This window comes from Nocardia sp. NPDC049707, assembly GCF_040674855.1.
Lineage (GTDB): Bacteria > Actinomycetota > Actinomycetes > Mycobacteriales > Mycobacteriaceae > Nocardia.
The window spans coordinates 37,399-57,406 of sequence record NZ_JBFANN010000009.1; the positions used below are offsets into that span (position 1 = coordinate 37,399).

Below are 20,008 nucleotides of genomic sequence, written 5' to 3' on the forward strand. Positions count from 1 at the left end.
GTCATGCTCCTTCGGTGGTGGTGTAGGTGTGGGTCAGGGTGCGGCCGTCGGGCAACAGAAGTTCGAGATCCCAACGCTTTCCGGGCGTGAACCGGCCGTCGAGCAGGGGCAAGGTCCCGGCGAAGCAGACGAGGTCGCCGCCGTCGTCGCCGATCCGTTCGGCCACGACACCGAGCAGATTGCCGGGGGTGCGCAGCGCCGCCAGGGTGCCGTCCTGGTAGAGCCGCCCGTCCACCCAGCTCCGGGCCCGGCAGCTGTCCCAGTCGAACGTGTCCCAGTCGCCGACCTCGACGACGTTCGGTCCGATCGGCTTGGCGCAGGCCCGCTTCGACTCGCCGATGTCGACGGTCTCGAGGGCACGGTCGGTGTGGTCGGAGCCGACGCCGAGGAAGTAACGGCCGCGGTGGCGCAGCAGGACCGGTTCCACCTCGCCGGAGGTGTCCGCGCTTGGCACCGGGGTGCTGGCGGCCGTGGTGACGGTGGCGGTGGCGACCGGGTACAGCATCGGGACGTCTTCCGGCGGTGCGACACCGATGGCGGCCAGCTCGTCGATGTGGTGGCGCACCGCGGCCTCGTCACGTCCGGTGTAGCCCGCGACCAGCGCTCGCGCTCCGTCGAACCGGAGGGTTTCGCCGGATCCGAGGACGGTGCAGCTGAGAATGTCGACGGTCGTGTCGGTCATGACAGGACCTCCCGCTGGGTCAGGAAGCCGTAGTCGTCGAGACGATCGGACAGCACCGGGAATTCCGCGCGGGTGCGTCCGACGACGCCCGGTTCGATCTCGGCGAGGGTGAATCCCTCGGCATCACCTGCCTCGGCGAGCACCTCCCCCCACGGGTCGATGACGCGGCTGTGGCCGCCGAGCTCCACACCGTTGTGCGTGCCCACCGCATTGCAGGCGATGACGATGACCTGGTTGTCGACCGCACGGGCGGAGGTGAGCAGACGCCAGTGCGCCAGCCGGGCTTTCGGCCAGGCCGCGGGCACGATGACGATCTCGGCTCCCCCGCGCACCAGCTCCGTCCACAGTCCGGGGAAGCGCAGGTCGTAGCACGTGGTCGCGGCGGTAGGCCCGAAAGCCGTGTCAACGACCTGGATCTGCTGTCCGGGCAGCAGCAGCTCGGCCTCCAGGGAACGGTAGCCGAAGACGTGAATCTTGCTGTAGTGGTGGGCGATTCGACCGTCCGGGTCGATCAGCACCGCTGTGTTGCGCAGCTTGCCACCGTCGATGCTCTCGACGATGCTGCCCGCGTGCACATAGCACTGTCGCTCGCGTGCCACGGTCTGCAACACCTGAACGGTCGGCCCGTCGAGGGGCTCAGCGGCCGCCGGGTAGCCGTCGAAATGGTTGTATCCGACGCGCCACAGCTCGGGCAGCACGATCAGATCGGCGTCGGCGCGGAAGCCGGCGAGCAGCTGTCGCACCCGCTCGAGTCGGTGCGCGGGGGATTCGGTGTCGGGGCTGGCTATCTGTGCCAGAGCGACTTTCATCAGTATGTCCTTGTGTTCGGGAGAGTCAGAACCTGGGCTGCTTGAGTGAGCGCAGGGTGGTGTCGAGGTGCTCACGCACGGCGCGGATGGCGGCCTCGGTATCGCCGGCGGCCAACGCGTCGACGATCGCGCGGTGCTCGATGAGGACCTGTTTCTTGCGCTGCTCGTCGGCGAGCACGATGCGCACGCCCATCCGCATCTGCCGGTCGCGCAGCGAACGGTAGAACTCGTGCATCACCTGGTTGCCCGCGGCGCGGATCACCGTGGTGTGGAATTCGAGGTCGTGGGCGATGAACTCGACGGGGTCGGTGTCGGCCTCCTGCTTGGCCACCAGTTCACGCAACCGCGCGGGCACCTGACCGGGATTCGGGGCGACCTGGGTGATCGACCACTCCTCCACAACCCGCCTGGCCTGCAACACGTCGTCGACGTCCACGTCCGTCAACGCCGGTATGTAGGCGCCCTTGTGCGGCACCCGCCGCACGAAGCCTTCGGCCTCCAACCGCAGTAACGCTTCGCGGACCGGTGTGCGTGAGGTGCCCGAGGCCGCGGCGACCTGGGCCTCGGACAGGAACATCTCTTCATCGCGAGGCAGGGTGAGGATAGTGTTCTTCAACCATTCGTAGGCCAGCTCTGGCGCGGGAGCCGCACTGGTCTTCGATGTCGTCATGAGAGATGCCTTTCCTGATCGTTACGGGATGACAACTGCTGTGTCGGGGGAAGTGCCGGGTAGTGGCGCTTCCTCGTGCACGTCCGCGAGATCCACCGTGCGGGTCTCGCGCGCCACCAGCGCGGCTGTCAGCGAGACAGCCCCCATGACCGCCAGGTAAACGGCGATGGCTTGGCCGGTGCCGAAGTGGTCGTAGAGCGCGATGGCGATGATCGGGGCCAGCGATCCGGCAAGCACCGAGGCCAGGTTGTAGGCCAGCGACACCCCCGAATAGCGGACCTCGGTGGGGAACAGTTCGGAAAAGAAGGCGCCGATCACCGCGCTGTAGGCAGCGAAGATCACGAGCCCGACGGCGACCGCGAGGAAGATCGCACCGGTGGCGGTGGTATCGAGCAACGCGAAGAACGCGAATGCCCACACGATCGTCGCCAGCGAGGCGCCGATGTAGATCGGGCGGCGGCCTATCCGGTCGGCCAGCACCGCGAATAGCGGAATCGTCACCAGAGCCACCGCCATGCCGATCATCACCGCGTTCAATCCGGTGCTGCGTGGCAGGCCGCGGATCTGGGTGAGATAGGTGATGACGAACAGCGAGAAGATGTAGAACCCGGCGTTCTCACCGAACCGGCTGAACGCCCCGAGCAGGATCTGACGCCAGTGCCCGCGAACGGCCGCGCTCAGCGGCATGCGCACCAGCCGCGGACTCGTCGCGGCTCGCGTCTGCTCGAATAGCGGCGTCTCGGCGACGTACAACCGCAAAACCAGGCCGATCACGACCAGCAGCGCCGAGAGCGCGAACGCGATCCGCCATCCCCACGACAGGAACGCCTCCTCCGACAGCACGGCACCCAGCAACGCCAGCACACCCGCAGCCATCAGATTGCCCAGCGGCGGGCCGAGGTTCGGCCACGCCGACCAGAAGGCGCGACGCCGGGAATCACCGTGCTCGGAGACCAGCAGCACCGCCCCGCCCCACTCGCCGCCCAGCGCGAAGCCCTGCACCAGCCGCAGCAACACCAGCAGCAGCGGGGCTGCCATACCGATCGAGGCGTGGGTCGGCAACAGCGCGATCAGGAACGTCGACACCCCCATCAGCACCAGGCTGGCGATCAGCGTCGCACGCCGCCCCTTCACATCGCCGAAATGGCCGAGCACGGCCGCGCCCAACGGCCGGGCGATGAACCCCACGGCATAGGTCGCGAAGGCCAACATGGTCCCGACCAGCGGATCTTCCGACGGGAAGAACAGCTTGTTGAACACCAGCGCCGCGGCGGTGCCGTACAGGAAGAAGTCGTACCACTCCACTGCCGTGCCAGCCAGGCTCGAGCCGGCGATGACCGGCAAACTGGTGTGTGGCCGTCGATTGATAGATTTGATTCTGGCGGTTGCCATGTCGACTCCTCGTCGATTCGTCGCTACCTGACGATCCACCTGTCCCACGTCTACCTGCACGTAGACGTCGAATCGGGCGGTGGAAGGTGCTGCCGGGCTCGGTGGTTGTTGGCGCAACCACCGAGCTGTCCCATCCCGTCGAACCGACTGTGAAGCCGGTCACCAACGAACTGTGTACCAGTTGTATACCATCGGTCCACAATCGATCAAGAGGGGAATTCTCCGGTAGCCGCAGCGCCGAGCAGCGGAGGTCTACCGCCCCAACACCGGCCAAGCCTCGGTCGGCCGCCATCGGCAACACCGACATGCTGCGGCGGCCGTCTCTCGCCCCCTCAGCCCGCTCATCCCCGGTCGAAGAAGCTGCCGGCGGGACCGTCGGGATCGAACAAGGCGCGCACAATCGGTTCACTGCCCGCAGCGACGGTCTGGGTGTCGGCCATGACGCCGCCCGTTTGCTGGCGGGCCAGGCCCCGGCCGATACGGCGGGTGTCGAGCCGGGCTACCGGGTGCTGCGGCGAAGTTTGCGGTGGCTGGTGTCGCACAGCGGGTAGATCGCGGAACGGCGACACAGGCACAGCGCCACCACGCATCGGTCGCAGTGGATCGTCCGCCCGTCGTCGGTGACGAGTTCTACCGGCCCTTCGATGAGGGCGGGGCCTTCGGCGGTATATGTGATTGTCCGCCGGCAGTTCTCAGGGTCGGTCGGCACGGATGACCACCAGTTCCTCGTGCTGTTGTCCGGTGTGGATGAGGTGGCGGGCGAGTAGCCAGTCGGCGCGACGGCGAAGCACTGGGCCGAAAGGGATGCTCGTCCTGGCGACTACCGCGGTTTTGAGTCCAACCTGCCGGAGGCGGGTCAGTGTCGTGTCGGTGCCGCACATTGCGGAATGAACCATGAGCAACATTCCTGTGCTGGAAAGCAATTGGGGAGCGAGCCGACACAGGGCGTCGATCGCCGAGCGGCCGTCGTGTCCCGCGTCCCAGCATCGCGCGATCCCCCGTGGCGGCCCCTCGACCGCGGTGGGCACATAGGGAGGATTGGTCACAATCACGTCGAAGCTCCTGCCGTGCAGTACTTTTCGGAAGTCACCGAGGATCAGTTCGATATCGAGCCCGCGTAGCCGGCTGTTGAGCCAGGCCGCGGCCACGGCGGACCGTGAGATATCCACGGCGGTGACCGACGCGACGCGAGCACGGGCGGACTGAATGGCCACCACCCCGGTACCGGTGCAGATGTCCAGCACCCGACTGCGCCGCGGTACGTCGGCCTCGTTCAGCGCGTCCACCAGTAGCCGGGTATCGGCCTGCGGCCGGTACACACCGGGCGGGCGAATCAACATCATAAAGACGGGATAGCCAGGAATTTGCGACTCAATCCGCGCCCGACCCGAGCGTCGTCGCATCCCGGGATATTTCGGCCACCTCCGCAAGCAGCGATGTACGGTCCTCGCACCAACAGCCGAGCACGTGATCGGTGAAAAGTTGTTCGAGCATGGTGGTCGCTTGAATGCCGAAAACCATGGACTCGCGCAGTTCGGGTTCGCGCGCCAGCAGATCGCCGATCACGCCGCGGCGCATGAGCTGTTCGTGCACAGCGTCGGCCTCCACATGTTCGCGGTAGAACAGCACGCAAGCCGGATCCGCATCAAGCCTGGTCAGTGCGTCCACAAGGCGACGCGAACCAGGGGACGAGGTGATCTCAACGGCGGCGAAATGCCCCACCCCCGCGCCGCGCAGCTCACGATGCAGACCGAACAGCGACATCATGTTCACCAGGGCCAGCATCGGCGCTGGTACAACGTCCAGATAGTGCAGATAGTCAGGACTCAACCCCGCACCCGCCAGCAGATCCGCGTAGAGCCGCTGGTGAATGCGGTCACCGTGGCCACCGCCGAACTCGTCGAATTCGACGGCGACCAGCGCGGCCTTGGCTTGCCCGCGCAGGCGCGGAATCAGCCATGCATACGGGTCGGCTTCCTGATGGTGCAGGATCGAGCGATGGACGAAGTACTCGCGTAGCTGCCACGGCTGTCCTTCGTCACGCAGGAAAGCGCTGAGACCGGTTTCCTCGGCGGGGACGGCGAGCAACTCGTCGAGTTCGGCGTCGAGATCGGCACCACCGGCCGTTTCGGCATGCAGTGCGGCCAGGAACCTGCTCTCCAGTTCGGCGCGCAGGCCCAGAAGTCCGGGATCCCATTCCCATTCGGCATCCACACCGTCGAAGCCTTCATAGTGCAACGCGTAGCAGGTGTGCAGCGCCGAGTGCAGGTCTCGGTCGCATGGATCGGCCGAACGCACGCCGGGAACAGGCGACCCGGCGGGAGTGCGGAGGGCCTCCAGCACCGCCGCCGACAGCTCTCCACAGGGTCGCGGGAGCGGTCGGCGGGTACGCGCGATCGGACTTCGCATGGATTCCTCTCACAGCATCGGTCTGCCTCCGGTGACGGCCAAGCGCGCTTTGTCGTGCGGATACCCGCAGGCGGGCGGCCAAACCAGTGACGCGGACACCGGTTGATACCGGAACAGTTGATCGGGTGCCCGCAAACACAGGAGAAAAGCACTGGTCAGGGCTGCTCGGGGAGTGCACCGTCGGCTGAGCAACCCAGACCGCGGTCATCGTTGGTCGATCCGGCGGCTGGCCCGTGCGCACCGCCTCGGACCGAGGGCCTGGATGCGGACCGCTTGTGTGGCCGGGGCAGGCATCCCAGGTCGCGGAGGGGTTGGCCGAGCCGAGCATCCGCCATGTTTTGCCCGATTTGCCCGGTTATGGTGGTCGTGTGAATGTTGAGGTGACACCTTTGCCGGGTATCGGTATACGCAAGGACTTCTCATTGAAGGGCTCTCGTCGTCGGGTGGGGGTGATCGATCATCGGGACGGCACGATCGATCTGATCGTCAGCAAACCGGACAACCCGGATGTGACCGATCAGATCTCGTTGTCGCCGCGGGAGGCGGCCTTGCTTGCCAATCTGCTCGGTGCGCCGCAATTGGTCGCGCAGTTGGAGGAAGAGCATCGCGACCTGGAGGGGGTGACAACCAAGCAGCTGACGATACGGGGTGGGTCGGTGTACGACGGACGGCTGCTCGGGGAGACGCAGATGCGGACCCGTACCAAGACGTCCATCGTTGCGGTGATGCGAGCGGGGCATGCGATCGCCTCGCCGGGTCCCGACTTCTTGTTCACAGCCGGTGATGTGCTGGTTGTTGTCGGTACCGCCGACGGCCTAGCGGCCGCCGCCGAAGTCCTCACCAACGGCTGAGGCGCATGGTGGCTCACGAGACCGCGCTCGCGTTGATTCAGCTGGGCGCGGTGCTTTTCGGGTTGGGTTTGTTGGGTCGGGTCGCGGCGCGGATCGGGTTGTCGCCGATCCCGTTGTATCTGATCGGCGGGTTGGTGTTCGGCACCGGCGGGATGGTCGAGTTGCACCGGGTGGACGAGTTCATCCACTTGGCCAGCGAAATCGGGGTCGTGCTGTTGTTGCTGCTGCTCGGGCTGGAATACAGCGCAAGCGAGTTGGTGACCGGGATGCGCAAGTCCTGGGCGGCCGGTGTGCTCGATATCGTGCTCAACGCCACCCCCGGGGTGTTGGTTGCGTTGGCGCTGGGGTGGGGTTTCACCGGGGCGATCGCGATGGCCGGAGTCACCTATATCTCCTCCTCCGGCATTGTGGCGAAGGTGCTGAACGATCTCGGCAGGCTCGGCAACCGGGAGACGCCGACGATTCTGTCGATCCTGGTATTCGAGGATCTGGTCATGGCCGGGTATCTGCCGGTGTTGACCGCGGTGCTGGCCGGTGTCGGGTTCCTCGCGGGGCTGAAGACCCTGGGTATCGCGTTGGCCGCGGTGACGGTTGTCATGATCGTCGCGCTGCGATACGGCAAATATGTGTCGATGATCGTCGACAGCAAGGACCGCGAGGTCTTCCTGTTGAAGCTGCTGGGGTCGGCGTTACTGGTGGCTGGTGTGGCGACGGCGGTGCAGGTCTCGGCGGCGGTGGGGGCGTTCCTGCTCGGCATCGCGATCTCGGACTCGACGGCGCACAATGCCACCAAGCTGCTGGAGCCGTTGCGAGATCTGTTCGCGGCGTTGTTCTTCGTATTGTTCGGGCTGAGCACGGATCCGACTTCCATTCCGCCGGTGCTGGGATGGGCGTGCCTGCTGGCGGCGGTAACGACGGCAACGAAGGTGGCGACCGGTTGGTGGGCGGCCAAACGTGTCGGAGCGTCACGTTATGGGCGGGCCCGAGCGGGCACCGCGCTGGTCGCTCATGGCGAGTTCTCCATCGTTATCGCCGGTTTGGCGGTCACCGCGGGTGCGGTTCCGGCCTCGTTCGCGGCGCTGGCGACGGCATACGTGCTGTTCATGGCGGTATTGGGACCGATCGCCGCACGGGTGATCGAACCGATCATGGTCTGGTGCACCAGAAGACCTGCTGTCGCGCCGGATCCTGCTGCGGTGCTGGAACCGGCCGGGTTCGATGAGGCCAGCGCGGATGGCGTAGCGAGTTGAGCCGGTTCGATCGTCGACACTCGCTCGCGGCGATCGAACCGACACCCCACGCCGCAGATCCGGCCGGCGAATACCGGCCGGATCTGGACAGGTTGCGCAGGTTGGCCATCGCACTGGTCGTGGTGTTCCATATCTGGATGAGCCGGGCTGGTGGTGACCGCCGGTTCCCCCGAGCACGTCGTCAGCGCGCTCCGCACGTCCCTGTCGGGGTGTACTGGCAGGGATTCTCGGTGCGGCCTCGGTACTGATCGTGGCCGTCGCTGTTGGAGCGCACTCCGGCCCCGTAGCCACTGTTGTGCTGACTGTGGTCATTGCTGTTAGGGCGCGTTCCCGCTCCGTAGCCGCCGTGACCACCCCCGGTGCCATGCGAGTCCCGAGGCCCGGCCGAGGCCGCGAAAAGGTGCGGGGAGGCGATCGTCACTATCACCAGCGCGATGCTGAAAAGCGTCGTGACCACTACACGGCGCACCGTCCAGAACTTCGTCGCGATCTCCATAAGCTATCTTCCCTCAATTAATGTACCGCTATATAACGACACATTAATTGATGAGACGTCGCGAGGGAAGACGTTTTCCCGGATTCGCGCGAGCGCGGCTGCGCAATGGGACCGCCGCCGCCGCGACGGCGTTGTGGTCGCCGCGGGCGTGGTGATGGCGACGGTCCGCGGCACACCGCGGAACTCCAGCAGGACACGGCGATTCGCTTGCCGCTCGCCGAACATTCCCCCACGGCGACCGACGAAGCCTGCACGCACGCCGAACGCCTGGTGCACGAAAGCTCGGCGGGCAACCGACCATGGGCCGTGACATCCACCGAACTGCTCTGGGCGGCAAACCTTTCCGAGGCGGGCCGGATGGCGGAGGCGATCGCCGTCGCAGCCCAGTCTCGGACAACGCACATGCAGGGCTTGATCCGCTATCGGACCGACGAGAGCCCACCCCTGCGCCGCATCCTCGAATTCCTGTGCGCGAATTCCGAATCGGCCCCGGAAGTCCCGCGCTCCTTCCTCCGCAGCGCTTTGGCCGAACCGCAGCTCCGACCCTTCGGGTCAGGCCAGCGCCAGGAAGAGTTTCTCGAGTTCATCGACAGTCATCGGTTCCGACCCATCGGCCGTCTCCCGGGTCAGGCAATCGCGCAGCCCACTGGCGACGATCTTGAAGCCGGCGCGGTCGAGGGCACGGGATACCGCGGCGAGTTGGGTGACGACATCCTTGCAGTCGCGGCCCTGTTCGATCATCGAGATCACGCCCGCGAGTTGTCCGTGTGCGCGGCGCAGGCGGTTGAGCACCTGGGCGATGCTCTCCTCGTCACCAACCATGAGATCGTCTCCTCGACTCGCTTCGATCGAATTGACCAAGTATACCCCGTGGGGTATAGAAGTGTTCCGGACCGCCCGCAGCCGCTCGGTCAGTGCACCGAATTGGCCACCCTGCGCACCACGGGCGTTTCGGTGCGCCGACTCACCATGGCGGTGGCGGGCACAGTCGCAGCGGCCGGGCGGGCCGGCCGATACAACGCACAGACGTCGCCCGAGTGGTCTACGAGCGGGCACGGTAGCCTGCGAGGCCGATGTTTCGATCCGTTTCCTACCAGGCACTCCCGGGGTAATAACCGAACACACTTGCGATTCGACGTCGGACCAGATGGGCTGGAGCGGTTTTCGTCGACAGCGCACAGCGAACCGATGATCGGTTCACCAGGACAGCGAAGAAGATGGGCACCTCAGATGGCTGATTTCGCCGAGCGGTTGAACAAGCTATTCGAAACCGTGCATCCCCCGGGCCGCCGATCGCATACCAATGCGGAGGTCGCGGACGTGCTGACGAACTCTGGATACCCGATCTCGAAACCCTATCTGTCCCAGCTGCGGTCGGGACAACGAACCAATCCGTCCAACGAGACCAGGACCGCCCTCGCCAAGTTCTTCAAGGTCGGACCGGACTACTTCGTCAACGACGTCTACGCCGCCAAAATCGACCACGACCTGGAACTGCTGTCTCAACTCCAGGGCTATCACCTGCGCCGACTATCGAGCCGAGCTTTCGATGTCTCCGAGGAATCGCAGACTCTGCTCACCACCATGGCGGAGAAGCCGCGGGCGAGCGAAGGACTACCGACCGCACCGGACACCGAAAACTCAGGACCCATTGGCAACCAGGCCTAACGCCCTGACCGGGTGCCGAGGTAAGCGGCACTGACACAGGAACTCTCGGCAACAGCCGGATCGTGTGGAAACCGCCGGGAGTCCCTTCACAAACAGGTATCACACGCCGACCAACCTCTGAGTTCTCAGCTGGGCGCTTACGGCACGCTCTGTTCGGGCCCGGGAGAGATCGGCCTGCTCACGTGAAGGCGTCGGATCCCAGTTCTGGCTGGAGGTGATCGAGGTTGGAGATGCGCCTAGCCGATCGCATCAGTGCGGCGCGCAGAACGTCGCTGTTGGGACCGTTCAGTCCCTCCCGGTACGCGAGGGCCGCGTCCCTATGCTGGATTGCCGCCTCGCGGCCGATTGCCCAGCGGGTGTTGCGGCCGGCGGCATCCCAGGCGGCCGCAGGGACGTTGGCCCGCAGTCTCCTTTCGTGATCCCAGTCCCGCTGAACCGCTTGCACGAAGTTATTGTCGATCGCCGCGCCGGGGGTCGGCGCGACGGTGTTCCGGACAAAACTGTCCGCCGCGAGGAATGCCTGGACGGCGAATGCCTCGTCTGCCCCGCGGCCGGCATAGTTCTCCACCGCCCTCGCCGCCGCGACAGCCTTCTGTACTGGTGCGAAGCCGTATGGATTCTGCGACGTAGTCTTCTCCTGGACCGACATTGCGTACAGCGCATTGTTGAGGAAATCCTCGTTCGCACCTTCGGCGAGCAGAACAGCAGGTATACGCGATACGGAAACCTGCCTGTCCCGCAAGGCTTGCACGGCACGGGCGACACCCAGTTCGGTGTGCATGCCGGCACCGTCACGGTTTGCGTGGGTACGCGCGAGGTGCCGCCAGTTCGCACGGACCAGCTCGGTCTCGGCGTAGCCCTCCGCGCGGGTGGCGGAGATTCTCGCATTGGTCCGTTCCACCTTCCTCCGTGCGCGGGCCAGAGGATTCAACGGGTTGACGGTTCCGCCGGCGAGCCAGGCCGTCATGGGCGAGGTGTTGACGGTATTGAGTGCGCCGAGTCCGGAGACGAGACCCATCCCGGGTGCGGCCTTGGCGCCACTACCACCGGCCATACCGAGGGCGGTCCCGCGGCCACCCGAACCGCGTGCGCCACCACCGCTGCCCTGCACAGCCAGTGCGAACCGATTCGCGATCCACTCATTGCCGCGGTCCAGACCATTACTGAGGCGTTTGAGCTGAAGGATCGCCACGATTTCGAAGATCGCGCCGATGATGAACACCACCATGACCTGATCGCCGGCAAGCTTGAACAGGTCCCCCAGGATCAGTACATACAGGCCGAGAAAGATGGTGTAGGCAGTCATGCGCGCCGCGGCGACGAAGCCGTCGACGACATTGCGGATCAGGAACGTCTGCGTGGGTCCGTACACGAATCCGCCTGCGGCGAAACCGAAGATCGACATCAATCCGTGGTAGATCGTGTCGAGGGCCGCCCGGATCACCTTGATGGCGAGCACCGCCCCGAAGGCGAGCAGAATGGCCCCGGCCAGCAGCAGCAAGAGGCCGGTGCCGATCTGTTCGAAATTCGGATTCTCCATCGATTCCTTGGCCGCGCCGTCCCCGCACGCACCGATGCCCCGTTTCACCCGGTCCTCGCTGCGCGCGGCGACACCGGCCGACCACGCGGCCCGGCACGACGGCTGTTCGTCGACCACATGCCCGAAATTCCAGACTTGCAGTGGACGACGGGCGAAGTTGTCGGTCAGCGTGCCCTGCATGGTCGCCACCATGTGGGACGGATCGATATTGGTATCGCCGTTCAATCCAGCCGCCACCGCAATGCCGAGATCACGGCCCTTCGCCAGCAGACCGTCCGAGGACAGCACATCGGCAAGTGGTTCGGCGAGGAATATCGGCCCCAGCAATCCGACCGTGACCATGGTCACCACTTGCACGGTGGCCTTGGAGTAGAGGCCGCGCACGACGAACCACGCGACGAAGAATGCGCCGATCGTCGCGGCGGTCACCAACATGATCGGCGTCGCGATCTGTCCGGTCAGGCTGTGCGCCACCCCGAGCAGTGCTTTCGAGAAGAGGTTCAACCACTCGAAACTCAGGGCGTAGCCGATCAGCCAGATCGCCGTGATCACAATGATTTTCCAGCCCGCGAACTCCAGGCCGATCACCAGGGATATCGCGGTATCGCCCGGATTGAACACGCCGCCGTGGTCGGTGGCGAATATATAGCTGGCGCCCTCGACCCCCGAGGAATCGGTGACATGGGTCCAGCCGAGCGCACTGCCGACCGACGATCCGGCGGAGCGGGTGCCGCTTTCGGCCGTGGCCGAGGCCGTGGCACCGAGTAAGCCCGGGAAGACGACCAAAACGAAGACTGTGAGCAGAACGCCGACAGTCCAGCGCCGCCGCCGCGTCGCGCGTATCCACGCATGACCCCGCCGCAGCACCGCGGGCAACTGCCACCGATCCGGATCCCAGTAATCCGATCTCCAGTTGTTCACTACCACAACCTGATTCGTTTCCGCGCACCCAGTCGCAGGCACGGCATGGCAAGGCGAGCATCCAAGCGGACAACCTCGGAGCTGCTCAACAGTCTCCGGAAGTGACCACGCGAACGCTAACCACGCGTTATGAACGACCACCCTCCGATCAGTGAACAGAGCACTGCGAAACCAACAGAGCCCGTTGGCTTTTCGTCTACAGCCCGACCGCGGCTGTTCACCGCCTGTTCGCACCGCGCGGTCGCGGAATGTTCGCGCTGTCCGGCGCATCGTCGCCACGGTAGCGGCGCTTGTGGTTGCCGCAGATCGAGCGCTGAGCGGCCACGAAAGTGTCTGTAGCCCAGTATTTTCCAGAGGAAAGGGCCATACCTACCGGTCCGTCCCCGCCGCGAACCGCTGGACCGATCGAGGAATCGTGACGATTGCTCGTCCATCGCTGCGACCGCGAAGACGCGCCGCCGCGAAAATCATCGGATCTCCCGGCGTCAAAGGCCCCTAGCGGGAATCCGGGTCGGCATAGCGGGACTTGGGAGCCTCGATGATCACTTCCGGTTCGATGATCACTTCCGGTTCGGCCGAGCGGCCCAAGGGTGGACGCTCGGCCAGTACCGGAAATTGGCTGGTGTGGTGCTGACGGATGCGGGCGATTCGCAGTACTCTTCCGCGGGCCACGAACCAACCGCCGATCAGGGCCGGTACCAGGATGACGAGCATGGCGAGTACGGCGCCGCGCTGGACCATATCGCCGCTGCAGGCCATCAGGATTACTACGGTGGCCAGGAAGAGCAGGGTCGCCACATCGGTATAGGGGGCGCCGGGTAGGCGGGAGGCCGGGCGCCAAGCCAAGCCCCGGCGCCACTCGCGCCAGAGTCGAAGATGACAGAGCAGGACCGCGGTCCACGACACAATGGTGCCGAGCGCGGATACGTTCAGCACGATCTCGAAGGCCTTGTCCGGCACTACCGCATCGAGTCCGACCCCGACCAGGGCGATCGCACCGGTGGCCAGAACTCCGACGTAGGGTACGCCGGAACGCGACATGCGCGAGGCGACACCGGGCGCGCTGCCGTTCATCGACATCGAACGCAGAATCCGGCCGGTCGAGTACAACCCGGCATTGAGACTGGAAAAGGCGGCCGTGAGCACGATCAGATTCATGATCGAACCTGCCGCTGGCACACCGATTTTCGCGAAGAACGTGACGAAAGGACTCTCACCGGCCCGAAAAGCCGAATAGGGCAACAGCAGTCCGAGCAGCACCAACGAGCCCACATAGAACAGCGCGATGCGGGCAATGACGGAGTTGATCGACCGCGGCATGATCTTATCCGGACGCTCCGCCTCACCGGCCGCGATGCCGACCAGTTCGACTGCGGCATACGCGAATACGACCCCGGTAGTCACTGTGACCAGCGGCAGCGCACCGGTAGGGAACAATCCGCCGTGGTGGGCGATCACCCCGACACCGGTCGGCGCGCCTTGAATCGGGAAGCGGCCGGCCAGGAAAATCGTGCCGATGATCAAAAAGCCAACCAGCGCAACGACTTTGATCAGTGCGACCCAGAACTCCAGCTCGCCGAACCAGCGCACCGAGATCAGATTGGTGCCCACCACCGCGATCAGCGCGATGAGCGCGATCACCCAGTGCGGGACGACCTCGAACACACCCCAATATCGCACATAGGTGGCGATGGCGGTGATATCGACGATTCCCGTCATGCACCAGTGGAAGAAGTAGGTCCACCCGACGGCGAAAGCCAGCTTCTCCCCATAGAACTCGCGCGCATACGAGACGAACGATCCGGCGGAGGGCCGGTGCAGCACCAGTTCGCCGAGTGCGCGCAGGATGAAGAAGACGAATACGCCGCACACGGCATATACCAGGAACAATCCTGGTCCGGCGCTGGCGAGCCGGCCACCGGCACCGAGAAACAACCCGGTGCCGATCACCCCACCGATCGCGATCATCTGCACTTGGCGTGCGCGCAGCGATCTGCGATAGCCGACATCCTCGGCATGTAGCGCATCCGCGAGCGCCGATAATTCAACTGGTCCCCGAACTCCGATCATGACCAGGCCTTCCAGTGAGGGAAGTCATGTCGCGGAAGAATGTACCGTTATTCAGCGGCACATTCAAAGCCCGTTTATTTGAAAATTCAACGGGTATCCTAGCGGCCCGGCGCGGGGCACTATCACGTCCAGGACGCCCGGCCGAGCCGGTTCGAGCAATCAGCTGGGGCAGCGTGCGCAGCCGCGAAGTGCAGACGCGGGTGCTCGGCATTGCCTTCCGGGCGTACACCCGAGCAGCTGCTGGTCCGCTCGAACGATGTGCACGACAATCCGATCGTGACCGCGACAACCGTTGTGGTGCCGGGCATTCCGCGGCAGGGCAGCCCGCAACCGGCGCTGCCCTGCCAGGTGGGGATCAGGCAGTCTTGCAGCTAGACCTGATGCACTCAGTCCCAACCCTGCGCCGCGTCATAGCGACGGCGCATCTGGCGGCGGCGGTAGAAGACCTCGTCCACCGACAGTGTCGTGGTGGCTACCGGCGCTAGGCGGATGTTCAGGCCGAGTTCCCTGATGCGATGCTCCAGATCGATGCGGCGCTCCGCCGGCAGGTTGGACCACACCATTTCGAAGCGGCCGCGGATCGAGTGCTCGGCGGCGATCAGGTCCAGCAGCAGCGGCCAGAAGTGGGTGTCGGTGGCGATACCAGGCAAAGCGGACACCATCGCATCGTTCATCTGCGCGAGCAGGGCCACCATGCTCCGCTGGATCCCGGCGTCGGCGTGCGCCATCAGACTGAACAGTCCCCGCCACGGCTCGGATTGGATGCGACCCTCCAGACTGCCGACGAGTCCGGCCAGTGCGGCGTCGTTCGCGATGATCGGATTCGCGGCCAGGCTGCCGAGGGCCCAGGGATTCAGCCGGCCGATGAATGTCAACAGCTCCGGTGCCGCACCGGCCCGCAGATAGGTCGCGATGAGATTGCCGATCATTTCGGTGGAACCGATGCTGAGCAGGACGTCGCCGATCGATGCGGTCAGTTCGGCCTCGCAGCGCGCGAACGTCGACAACGCAGCCAATTGCAGCCCGGTCGACCCGATGAGCACGGTGTGCAACATCCGCGGCACCCGCTGCCGCGGCCCGGTCAGCAGTTGACGCAGGATGGCGCTCACGCCCGCGACGGAATAGGCATAGGCGGCGGAGTAGATCAGCCCCTCGTCATCGAGTACGCCCTGCTCGAAGGCCGCGACCAGGTTCGGTGTGGCGAAGGCGTCGAGGAACGGTCCCGCGGTGATGTAATCCTTGCGGGCCAGCATTTCGTTGAGAATCCGCACGATGGGTTCCGGCGGTGCCACCTCGGCGAGTTGGCCGACGGTGCGCGGGTCCATATACGGCGCACAATCCGCCACATACCCGGGCGCGAGCATGGCCACCGTCTCCGCCGCCTTCTTCGGGTGATCGACACCGACCGCGCCCGCGGCCCGGCCCGTCATCATCGGCGGGACGATGCGCTGCACCAGCGGCATCGAGATACGCAGCGGAATGATCGGCACCAGTTTGCTGATCCGCTCGAACGTCTCGTTGTGCTGGTCGAAGATCAGTCCCGCCAGCCGTTCCTGGAGTTCGTGCAGATTCTCACTGCCCAATCGCTCCAGATGCGCCAGTCGCTCCACGGGGGCGTGCAAGGTCCGTGACAGCAGGACGATCTGGGCACCGGTTACCAGATCACTCATCAGCCGAGCCGGCTCCCGAACATGATCTTCTTCGTCACTGCCCGGAACGGCCGGGGCAGCGTGCCGACCATCTCGTCGATGGCCTCGATGAGCGCCGCCGTCTCGAGTTGTTTGGCCGCGCGGAACATCTCGAGCAGTGCGGCGGCCTCCTGTTCGGTGATCAGCCCGGCTGCCGCCAGCGGCCCGCGTAGTTCGTGTTCTAGGTCGGTCCTGGCGGTCATACGACAATCCGTTTCTTCAGCTATCGCAGCGTCGAGCGCTCGTGCAAGGCACCGAGCATAGGTGTCCCGGCGACCGGCGGGGCGGTGCGTAAAGAACTCGTTATCCAAAGATCTTCATAAATTTTTTGAGAGGGGAAACTTCCTTTTTATCTGTGCCGCAACACAACTCGGGTTTGTTCTCAGTCACGGGAAAGTTGCGCGTCCGATCACGCGCTGCATCTGTTTGTATCTGGGCATGATGGATTTGGTGTCGGCTCGACCGGGTCCATTCCTGCCTCGGGAGCCACACATGCCCACGTCCGGCCTGACGCGCCGGTCGTTCTTCGGCGCGGCGGGCATCGGTACCCTCGCGCTCACCGCCGCGTGCACCGGCTTCGCCACCACCGGAAGTGGCGGCATGCTCTTTCTCTCCACACAATTCCGCCCCGCCGACGAGGCCGAGCGGTTCCGCAATCTATTGGCCGAGACCGCACCTGGCCTCAGCTACGTGACCATCGAGGAGAGTCCGTTCGCGAGTCAAGTGCGCAGCCAGGTCGGGGCCGGCGCGACCCGGGTCGGTTTACTCGGCGGGCTGCACGGCGATATCGCGCCGCTGGCCGACGGCTATCTCGAGGATCTCACCGGCCTGCTCGCCGACCTCGGCAACCGCGGCTGGCCCGCCGCCTACCTGCAACTGGCGCGGGCCGGTACCGACCGGACGTGGTATATCCCCTGGGCCACAGCGAGTTACGTACTCGCCGCGCACGCCGAGGCGCTGCAACACTTGCCCTCGGGTACGGATGTCACCGCACTGACCTACGACCAGTTCCTCGACTGGGCGATCGCCGCGCGCCGCGCCAACGGCAACCGACCGATGCTCGGATTGCCCGCCGGTCCCAAAGGACTGCTGCATCGCTTCACACAGGGCTATTTGCTGCCGTCGTTCACCGGCGGTCAGATCACCACCTTCCGCTCGGCCGAGGCCGTGACGGCCTGGCAGTATTTCCGCGAACTGTGGGCCAACTGCGCCCAGTCGAGTACGAATTACGACTTCATGCAGGAACCACTGGGCGGCGGCGAAGTGCGCATGGCCTGGGATCACGTCGTCCGCCTCGTACACGCGCCCGAGCACGACCCGCAGGACTGGCGCATGCTGCCCGCACCGCGCGGCAAACACGGCCTCGGCTATATGGCCGTGGTCGCCGGACTCGCGATTCCCAAGGGCAGCACCGATGCCGAACTTGCCCAGCGCACCATCAGCGCGCTGACCAAGCCGGAAACCCAGATCGAACTGCTGCGCTCGAACGGCTTCTTCCCGTCGGTCGAAACCACCATCCCGGCCGACCTACCACCGGCGGTGAAACTCGAAGCCGATGCCGTGCACCGACAGCAGCAGGCGCAGGGCGCGATCCTGTCGCTGCCGCCGGTCGGACTCGGTCAGCGCGAGGGTGAGGTGAGCAAGGTGTTCAAGGACAGCTTCCGCTCGATTGTGTTGGAAGGAGCCGATATTCGGGCCACACTCGACCAGCAGGCGCGGGTGCTGCAAGGCATTCTCGACGAGCTGAAGGTGCCGTGCTGGGCGCCGGATCCCGTCGCCGGCAACTGCGGGGTGGGGTAGATATGCGCGCGCGACTCGGTTCCCCGTGGATTCTGCTGCTGCCCTCGATCGTGCTGTTGGCCGCGCTGTTCGGTTGGCCGCTGGTGCGGGCGGTCTTCGACGCGTTCAGCGACGATCACGGCTACACGCTCGCGCACTGGCGGCGCTTGTTCGACGATCCGTATTTCCTTACCTCGCTGCGCAATACGCTGTTGTTGATCGTGATCGTGGTACCGATCCAATTGGTGCTCGCGGTCGGTATGGCGCTGCTGATGCAGGCGCGGCCGCGGTTCGCGAGCGGCCACTTCTACCTGTGGTGTGTGCCGTTGGCGATCTCCGAGCTGGCCGCCGGACTGGTGTGGCTGTCGATCTTCGGCAATCGTGGATACCTGAACTCGCTGCTGGTCTGGCTCGGGCTGTCCGAGAACGGCGTGCAGTGGTTGAACTATCAGCACACCGGCACCATGCTGCTCGCGGTGGTGATCGCCGAGATCTGGCGGGCGACCGCACTGGTCTTCGTCATCGTGGTGGCGGGCGTGCAGTTGATTCCGCGGGACTACGACGAGGCCGCGCAAGTATTCGGCGCCAACTTCTGGCAGCGGCTGCGGCATGTGACGCTGCCGCAGCTCGGACCGAGTCTGCAGGTGGCGCTGATCCTGCGCACCATGCTCGCGCTGCAGGCCTTCGCCGTCGCGCAGGCACTCACCGGGCGCGACTTTCCGCTACTGGTCGGCGAGACCTACGAGTGGTACTCGAATCTGCAGAATCCGGCGGTGGCCAGCGCGGTTTCCCTTGTGGTGCTGGCCATCTCGCTCAGTACCGCGGTGTTCTATCTGCGCACGATCAGAGCACCGGAAGGGTCGCGATGAGTGAAGCCACGATGCTGCCGCCGATCGACCGCGCACCGCTGCGCCGACGCCGGTGGCGCGCCATCGGCGTGCAGGTGGCGTGTATCGCGGTGACGCTGTTCATGGCGCTGCCGATCGTGCTGATCGGACTCGCCGCGGTGTCCTCGCGCGAGTCGTTGAACGAATTCCCGAAGCCATTGCTGCCCAGCGAATTCTCCACCGAGACACTGCAATCTTTCTTCCGCGCGACCGGAACCGTTCCGGCGCTGGGCAACTCGGTGCTCGTCGGGCTCTACACCGTATTCTGGTCGCTGGTCATCGGTGCGCCCGCCGGATACGCGTTGGCCCGCAATGTCTTCCGCGGCAAGGACACCTACCAGGTATTCATCCTGTTCGTGCGGGCGTTGCCGATCGTGGTGCTGTCGGTGCCGTTGGCCACGATGTTTCTGCGGCTGGATGTCTACGACACGGTCTTCGCGGTGACCCTCGTACACACCACGCTCGCACTGCCGACCACCGTGCTCATCACGGCGAGCATTTTCGTCGCGGTACCGGCCGACCTCGAGGAGGCGGCGCGCGTCTTCGGCTGCACACGCTGGCAGGCGGCGCGCACAGTCGTTGTGCCGCTCGCGCTTCCCGGGCTCGCGGCGTCCTCGATCTTCACGTTCGTATTGTCGTGGAACGAGATCCTCGGCGCGACCATTGTGACGCTCGGACATCGCACACTGCCCGCGCAGGTGCTCACCACGCTCGGCGAGGCATCGACGCCGTACCGGTTCGCGGGCGGATTCGCGCTGATCATTCCGGCGCTGGTCTTCATCTTCGTGATGCGGCGCTATCTGGTGAATATGTGGGGGACGACGCTGAGATGACCGAGGTTGGGATGACAGAGGCTGGGATGACAGAGGCTGGGATGACGGAGGTTGGGGTGACAG

20 protein-coding genes are annotated in these 20,008 nt (G+C 65.2%); 7 read left to right on the forward strand and 13 right to left on the reverse strand.

Translation table 11 applies throughout. The annotated features are described in order from the left end of the window. Position 1: 1 nt before the first annotated feature. The 8 genes from AB0J29_RS11140 to AB0J29_RS11175 form a co-directional block, all read right to left on the reverse strand. A complete protein-coding gene (locus AB0J29_RS11140) occupies positions 2-682 on the reverse strand; it encodes a DUF2848 family protein (RefSeq protein ID WP_364782922.1) in 681 nt (226 codons plus the stop codon). Further along, positions 679-1,491: a carbon-nitrogen family hydrolase gene (locus AB0J29_RS11145; RefSeq protein ID WP_364782925.1), complete on the reverse strand. Its 813-nt coding sequence runs from the start codon at positions 1,489-1,491 to the stop codon at positions 679-681. Before AB0J29_RS11145 ends, AB0J29_RS11140 begins: the two co-directional genes overlap by 4 nt. A gap of 25 nt (positions 1,492-1,516) precedes the next feature. Continuing rightward, the gene (locus AB0J29_RS11150; protein WP_364782928.1) at positions 1,517-2,161 is read right to left on the reverse strand and encodes a GntR family transcriptional regulator; all 645 of its coding nucleotides are present in this window, start codon (positions 2,159-2,161) and stop codon (positions 1,517-1,519) included. Between the two features lie 21 nt (positions 2,162-2,182). Continuing rightward, positions 2,183-3,553, reverse strand: a complete 1,371-nt coding sequence (locus tag AB0J29_RS11155; RefSeq protein ID WP_364782931.1) for an MFS transporter — start codon at positions 3,551-3,553, stop codon at positions 2,183-2,185. Positions 3,554-3,894: 341 nt separating this feature from the next. Continuing rightward, entirely contained in the window at positions 3,895-4,143 is a 249-nt protein-coding gene (locus tag AB0J29_RS11160; protein WP_364783365.1) for a hypothetical protein, read from the reverse strand. Then, on the reverse strand, positions 4,053-4,262 hold the full coding sequence (locus AB0J29_RS11165; RefSeq protein WP_364782934.1) for a CDGSH iron-sulfur domain-containing protein: 210 nt from the start codon (positions 4,260-4,262) through the stop codon (positions 4,053-4,055). Before AB0J29_RS11165 ends, AB0J29_RS11160 begins: the two co-directional genes overlap by 91 nt. Continuing rightward, positions 4,246-4,896 carry a HemK2/MTQ2 family protein methyltransferase gene (locus AB0J29_RS11170; RefSeq protein ID WP_364782937.1) on the reverse strand — a complete coding sequence of 217 codons (651 nt, stop codon included), beginning with the start codon at positions 4,894-4,896 and terminating at the stop codon, positions 4,246-4,248. The genes AB0J29_RS11165 and AB0J29_RS11170 overlap by 17 nt, the downstream gene beginning before the upstream one ends. A 28-nt stretch (positions 4,897-4,924) precedes the next feature. Then, positions 4,925-5,962: an iron-containing redox enzyme family protein gene (locus tag AB0J29_RS11175; protein WP_364782940.1), complete on the reverse strand. Its 1,038-nt coding sequence runs from the start codon at positions 5,960-5,962 to the stop codon at positions 4,925-4,927. A gap of 368 nt (positions 5,963-6,330) precedes the next feature. Here AB0J29_RS11175 and AB0J29_RS11180 point away from each other — a divergent pair, with 368 nt between their 5' ends. The 3 genes from AB0J29_RS11180 to AB0J29_RS11190 are packed head-to-tail and all read left to right on the forward strand — an operon-like array spanning position 6,331 to position 8,311. Further along, a complete protein-coding gene (locus tag AB0J29_RS11180; protein WP_364782943.1) occupies positions 6,331-6,813 on the forward strand; it encodes a TrkA C-terminal domain-containing protein in 483 nt (160 codons plus the stop codon). A gap of 5 nt (positions 6,814-6,818) precedes the next feature. After that, the gene (locus AB0J29_RS11185; protein WP_364782946.1) at positions 6,819-8,063 is read left to right on the forward strand and encodes a cation:proton antiporter; all 1,245 of its coding nucleotides are present in this window, start codon (positions 6,819-6,821) and stop codon (positions 8,061-8,063) included. After that, positions 8,060-8,311 carry a hypothetical protein gene (locus AB0J29_RS11190; protein WP_364782948.1) on the forward strand — a complete coding sequence of 84 codons (252 nt, stop codon included), beginning with the start codon at positions 8,060-8,062 and terminating at the stop codon, positions 8,309-8,311. Before AB0J29_RS11185 ends, AB0J29_RS11190 begins: the two co-directional genes overlap by 4 nt. Before the next feature lie 800 nt (positions 8,312-9,111). Here AB0J29_RS11190 and AB0J29_RS11195 read toward each other — a convergent pair. Then, entirely contained in the window at positions 9,112-9,381 is a 270-nt protein-coding gene (locus AB0J29_RS11195; RefSeq protein WP_364390208.1) for a metal-sensitive transcriptional regulator, read from the reverse strand. Between the two features lie 408 nt (positions 9,382-9,789). Here AB0J29_RS11195 and AB0J29_RS11200 point away from each other — a divergent pair, with 408 nt between their 5' ends. Beyond that, a complete protein-coding gene (locus AB0J29_RS11200) occupies positions 9,790-10,227 on the forward strand; it encodes a helix-turn-helix domain-containing protein (RefSeq protein ID WP_364782950.1) in 438 nt (145 codons plus the stop codon). Between the two features lie 178 nt (positions 10,228-10,405). On the opposite strand, the gene AB0J29_RS11205 is transcribed toward AB0J29_RS11200, so the two are convergent. The 4 genes from AB0J29_RS11205 to AB0J29_RS11220 all read right to left on the reverse strand — a co-directional run bounded on the left by AB0J29_RS11205 (position 10,406) and on the right by AB0J29_RS11220 (position 16,649). Beyond that, positions 10,406-12,958 carry a hypothetical protein gene (locus tag AB0J29_RS11205; RefSeq protein ID WP_364782953.1) on the reverse strand — a complete coding sequence of 851 codons (2,553 nt, stop codon included), beginning with the start codon at positions 12,956-12,958 and terminating at the stop codon, positions 10,406-10,408. Between the two features lie 225 nt (positions 12,959-13,183). After that, positions 13,184-14,758 carry an amino acid permease gene (locus AB0J29_RS11210; RefSeq protein WP_364782956.1) on the reverse strand — a complete coding sequence of 525 codons (1,575 nt, stop codon included), beginning with the start codon at positions 14,756-14,758 and terminating at the stop codon, positions 13,184-13,186. A gap of 386 nt (positions 14,759-15,144) precedes the next feature. After that, positions 15,145-16,428: a hypothetical protein gene (locus AB0J29_RS11215; RefSeq protein WP_364782959.1), complete on the reverse strand. Its 1,284-nt coding sequence runs from the start codon at positions 16,426-16,428 to the stop codon at positions 15,145-15,147. Beyond that, positions 16,428-16,649, reverse strand: coding sequence for a hypothetical protein (locus AB0J29_RS11220; protein ID WP_364782962.1), 222 nt, complete (start codon positions 16,647-16,649; stop codon positions 16,428-16,430). The genes AB0J29_RS11215 and AB0J29_RS11220 overlap by 1 nt, the downstream gene beginning before the upstream one ends. A gap of 289 nt (positions 16,650-16,938) precedes the next feature. On the opposite strand from AB0J29_RS11220, the gene AB0J29_RS11225 reads away from it, so the two are divergent. The 3 genes from AB0J29_RS11225 to AB0J29_RS11235 are packed head-to-tail and all read left to right on the forward strand — an operon-like array spanning position 16,939 to position 19,945. Then, positions 16,939-18,246, forward strand: a complete 1,308-nt coding sequence (locus tag AB0J29_RS11225; RefSeq protein WP_364782965.1) for an ABC transporter substrate-binding protein — start codon at positions 16,939-16,941, stop codon at positions 18,244-18,246. Positions 18,247-18,248: 2 nt separating this feature from the next. After that, positions 18,249-19,094 carry a sugar ABC transporter permease gene (locus AB0J29_RS11230; RefSeq protein WP_364782968.1) on the forward strand — a complete coding sequence of 282 codons (846 nt, stop codon included), beginning with the start codon at positions 18,249-18,251 and terminating at the stop codon, positions 19,092-19,094. After that, positions 19,091-19,945, forward strand: coding sequence for a carbohydrate ABC transporter permease (locus AB0J29_RS11235; RefSeq protein ID WP_364782971.1), 855 nt, complete (start codon positions 19,091-19,093; stop codon positions 19,943-19,945). Before AB0J29_RS11230 ends, AB0J29_RS11235 begins: the two co-directional genes overlap by 4 nt. The last annotated feature ends 63 nt before the right edge of the window (positions 19,946-20,008 follow it).

What these genes read in the sequence shown, in the direction of transcription:
- AB0J29_RS11140 (WP_364782922.1), bottom strand. Translation starts at nt 682, where the DNA reads ATGACCGACACGACCGTCGACATTCTCAGCTGCACCGTCCTCGGATCC.
- AB0J29_RS11145 (WP_364782925.1), bottom strand. Translation starts at nt 1,491, where the DNA reads ATGAAAGTCGCTCTGGCACAGATAGCCAGCCCCGACACCGAATCCCCC.
- AB0J29_RS11150 (WP_364782928.1), bottom strand. Translation starts at nt 2,161, where the DNA reads ATGACGACATCGAAGACCAGTGCGGCTCCCGCGCCAGAGCTGGCCTAC.
- AB0J29_RS11155 (WP_364782931.1), bottom strand. Translation starts at nt 3,553, where the DNA reads ATGGCAACCGCCAGAATCAAATCTATCAATCGACGGCCACACACCAGT.
- AB0J29_RS11160 (WP_364783365.1), bottom strand. Translation starts at nt 4,143, where the DNA reads ATGCGTGGTGGCGCTGTGCCTGTGTCGCCGTTCCGCGATCTACCCGCT.
- AB0J29_RS11170 (WP_364782937.1), bottom strand. Translation starts at nt 4,896, where the DNA reads ATGATGTTGATTCGCCCGCCCGGTGTGTACCGGCCGCAGGCCGATACC.
- AB0J29_RS11175 (WP_364782940.1), bottom strand. Translation starts at nt 5,962, where the DNA reads ATGCGAAGTCCGATCGCGCGTACCCGCCGACCGCTCCCGCGACCCTGT.
- AB0J29_RS11185 (WP_364782946.1), top strand. Translation starts at nt 6,819, where the DNA reads ATGGTGGCTCACGAGACCGCGCTCGCGTTGATTCAGCTGGGCGCGGTG.
- AB0J29_RS11195 (WP_364390208.1), bottom strand. Translation starts at nt 9,381, where the DNA reads ATGGTTGGTGACGAGGAGAGCATCGCCCAGGTGCTCAACCGCCTGCGC.
- AB0J29_RS11200 (WP_364782950.1), top strand. Translation starts at nt 9,790, where the DNA reads ATGGCTGATTTCGCCGAGCGGTTGAACAAGCTATTCGAAACCGTGCAT.
- AB0J29_RS11205 (WP_364782953.1), bottom strand. Translation starts at nt 12,958, where the DNA reads ATGCGCCGGACAGCGCGAACATTCCGCGACCGCGCGGTGCGAACAGGC.
- AB0J29_RS11210 (WP_364782956.1), bottom strand. Translation starts at nt 14,758, where the DNA reads ATGATCGGAGTTCGGGGACCAGTTGAATTATCGGCGCTCGCGGATGCG.
- AB0J29_RS11215 (WP_364782959.1), bottom strand. Translation starts at nt 16,428, where the DNA reads ATGAGTGATCTGGTAACCGGTGCCCAGATCGTCCTGCTGTCACGGACC.
- AB0J29_RS11220 (WP_364782962.1), bottom strand. Translation starts at nt 16,649, where the DNA reads ATGACCGCCAGGACCGACCTAGAACACGAACTACGCGGGCCGCTGGCG.
- AB0J29_RS11225 (WP_364782965.1), top strand. Translation starts at nt 16,939, where the DNA reads ATGCCCACGTCCGGCCTGACGCGCCGGTCGTTCTTCGGCGCGGCGGGC.
- AB0J29_RS11230 (WP_364782968.1), top strand. Translation starts at nt 18,249, where the DNA reads ATGCGCGCGCGACTCGGTTCCCCGTGGATTCTGCTGCTGCCCTCGATC.
- AB0J29_RS11235 (WP_364782971.1), top strand. Translation starts at nt 19,091, where the DNA reads ATGAGTGAAGCCACGATGCTGCCGCCGATCGACCGCGCACCGCTGCGC.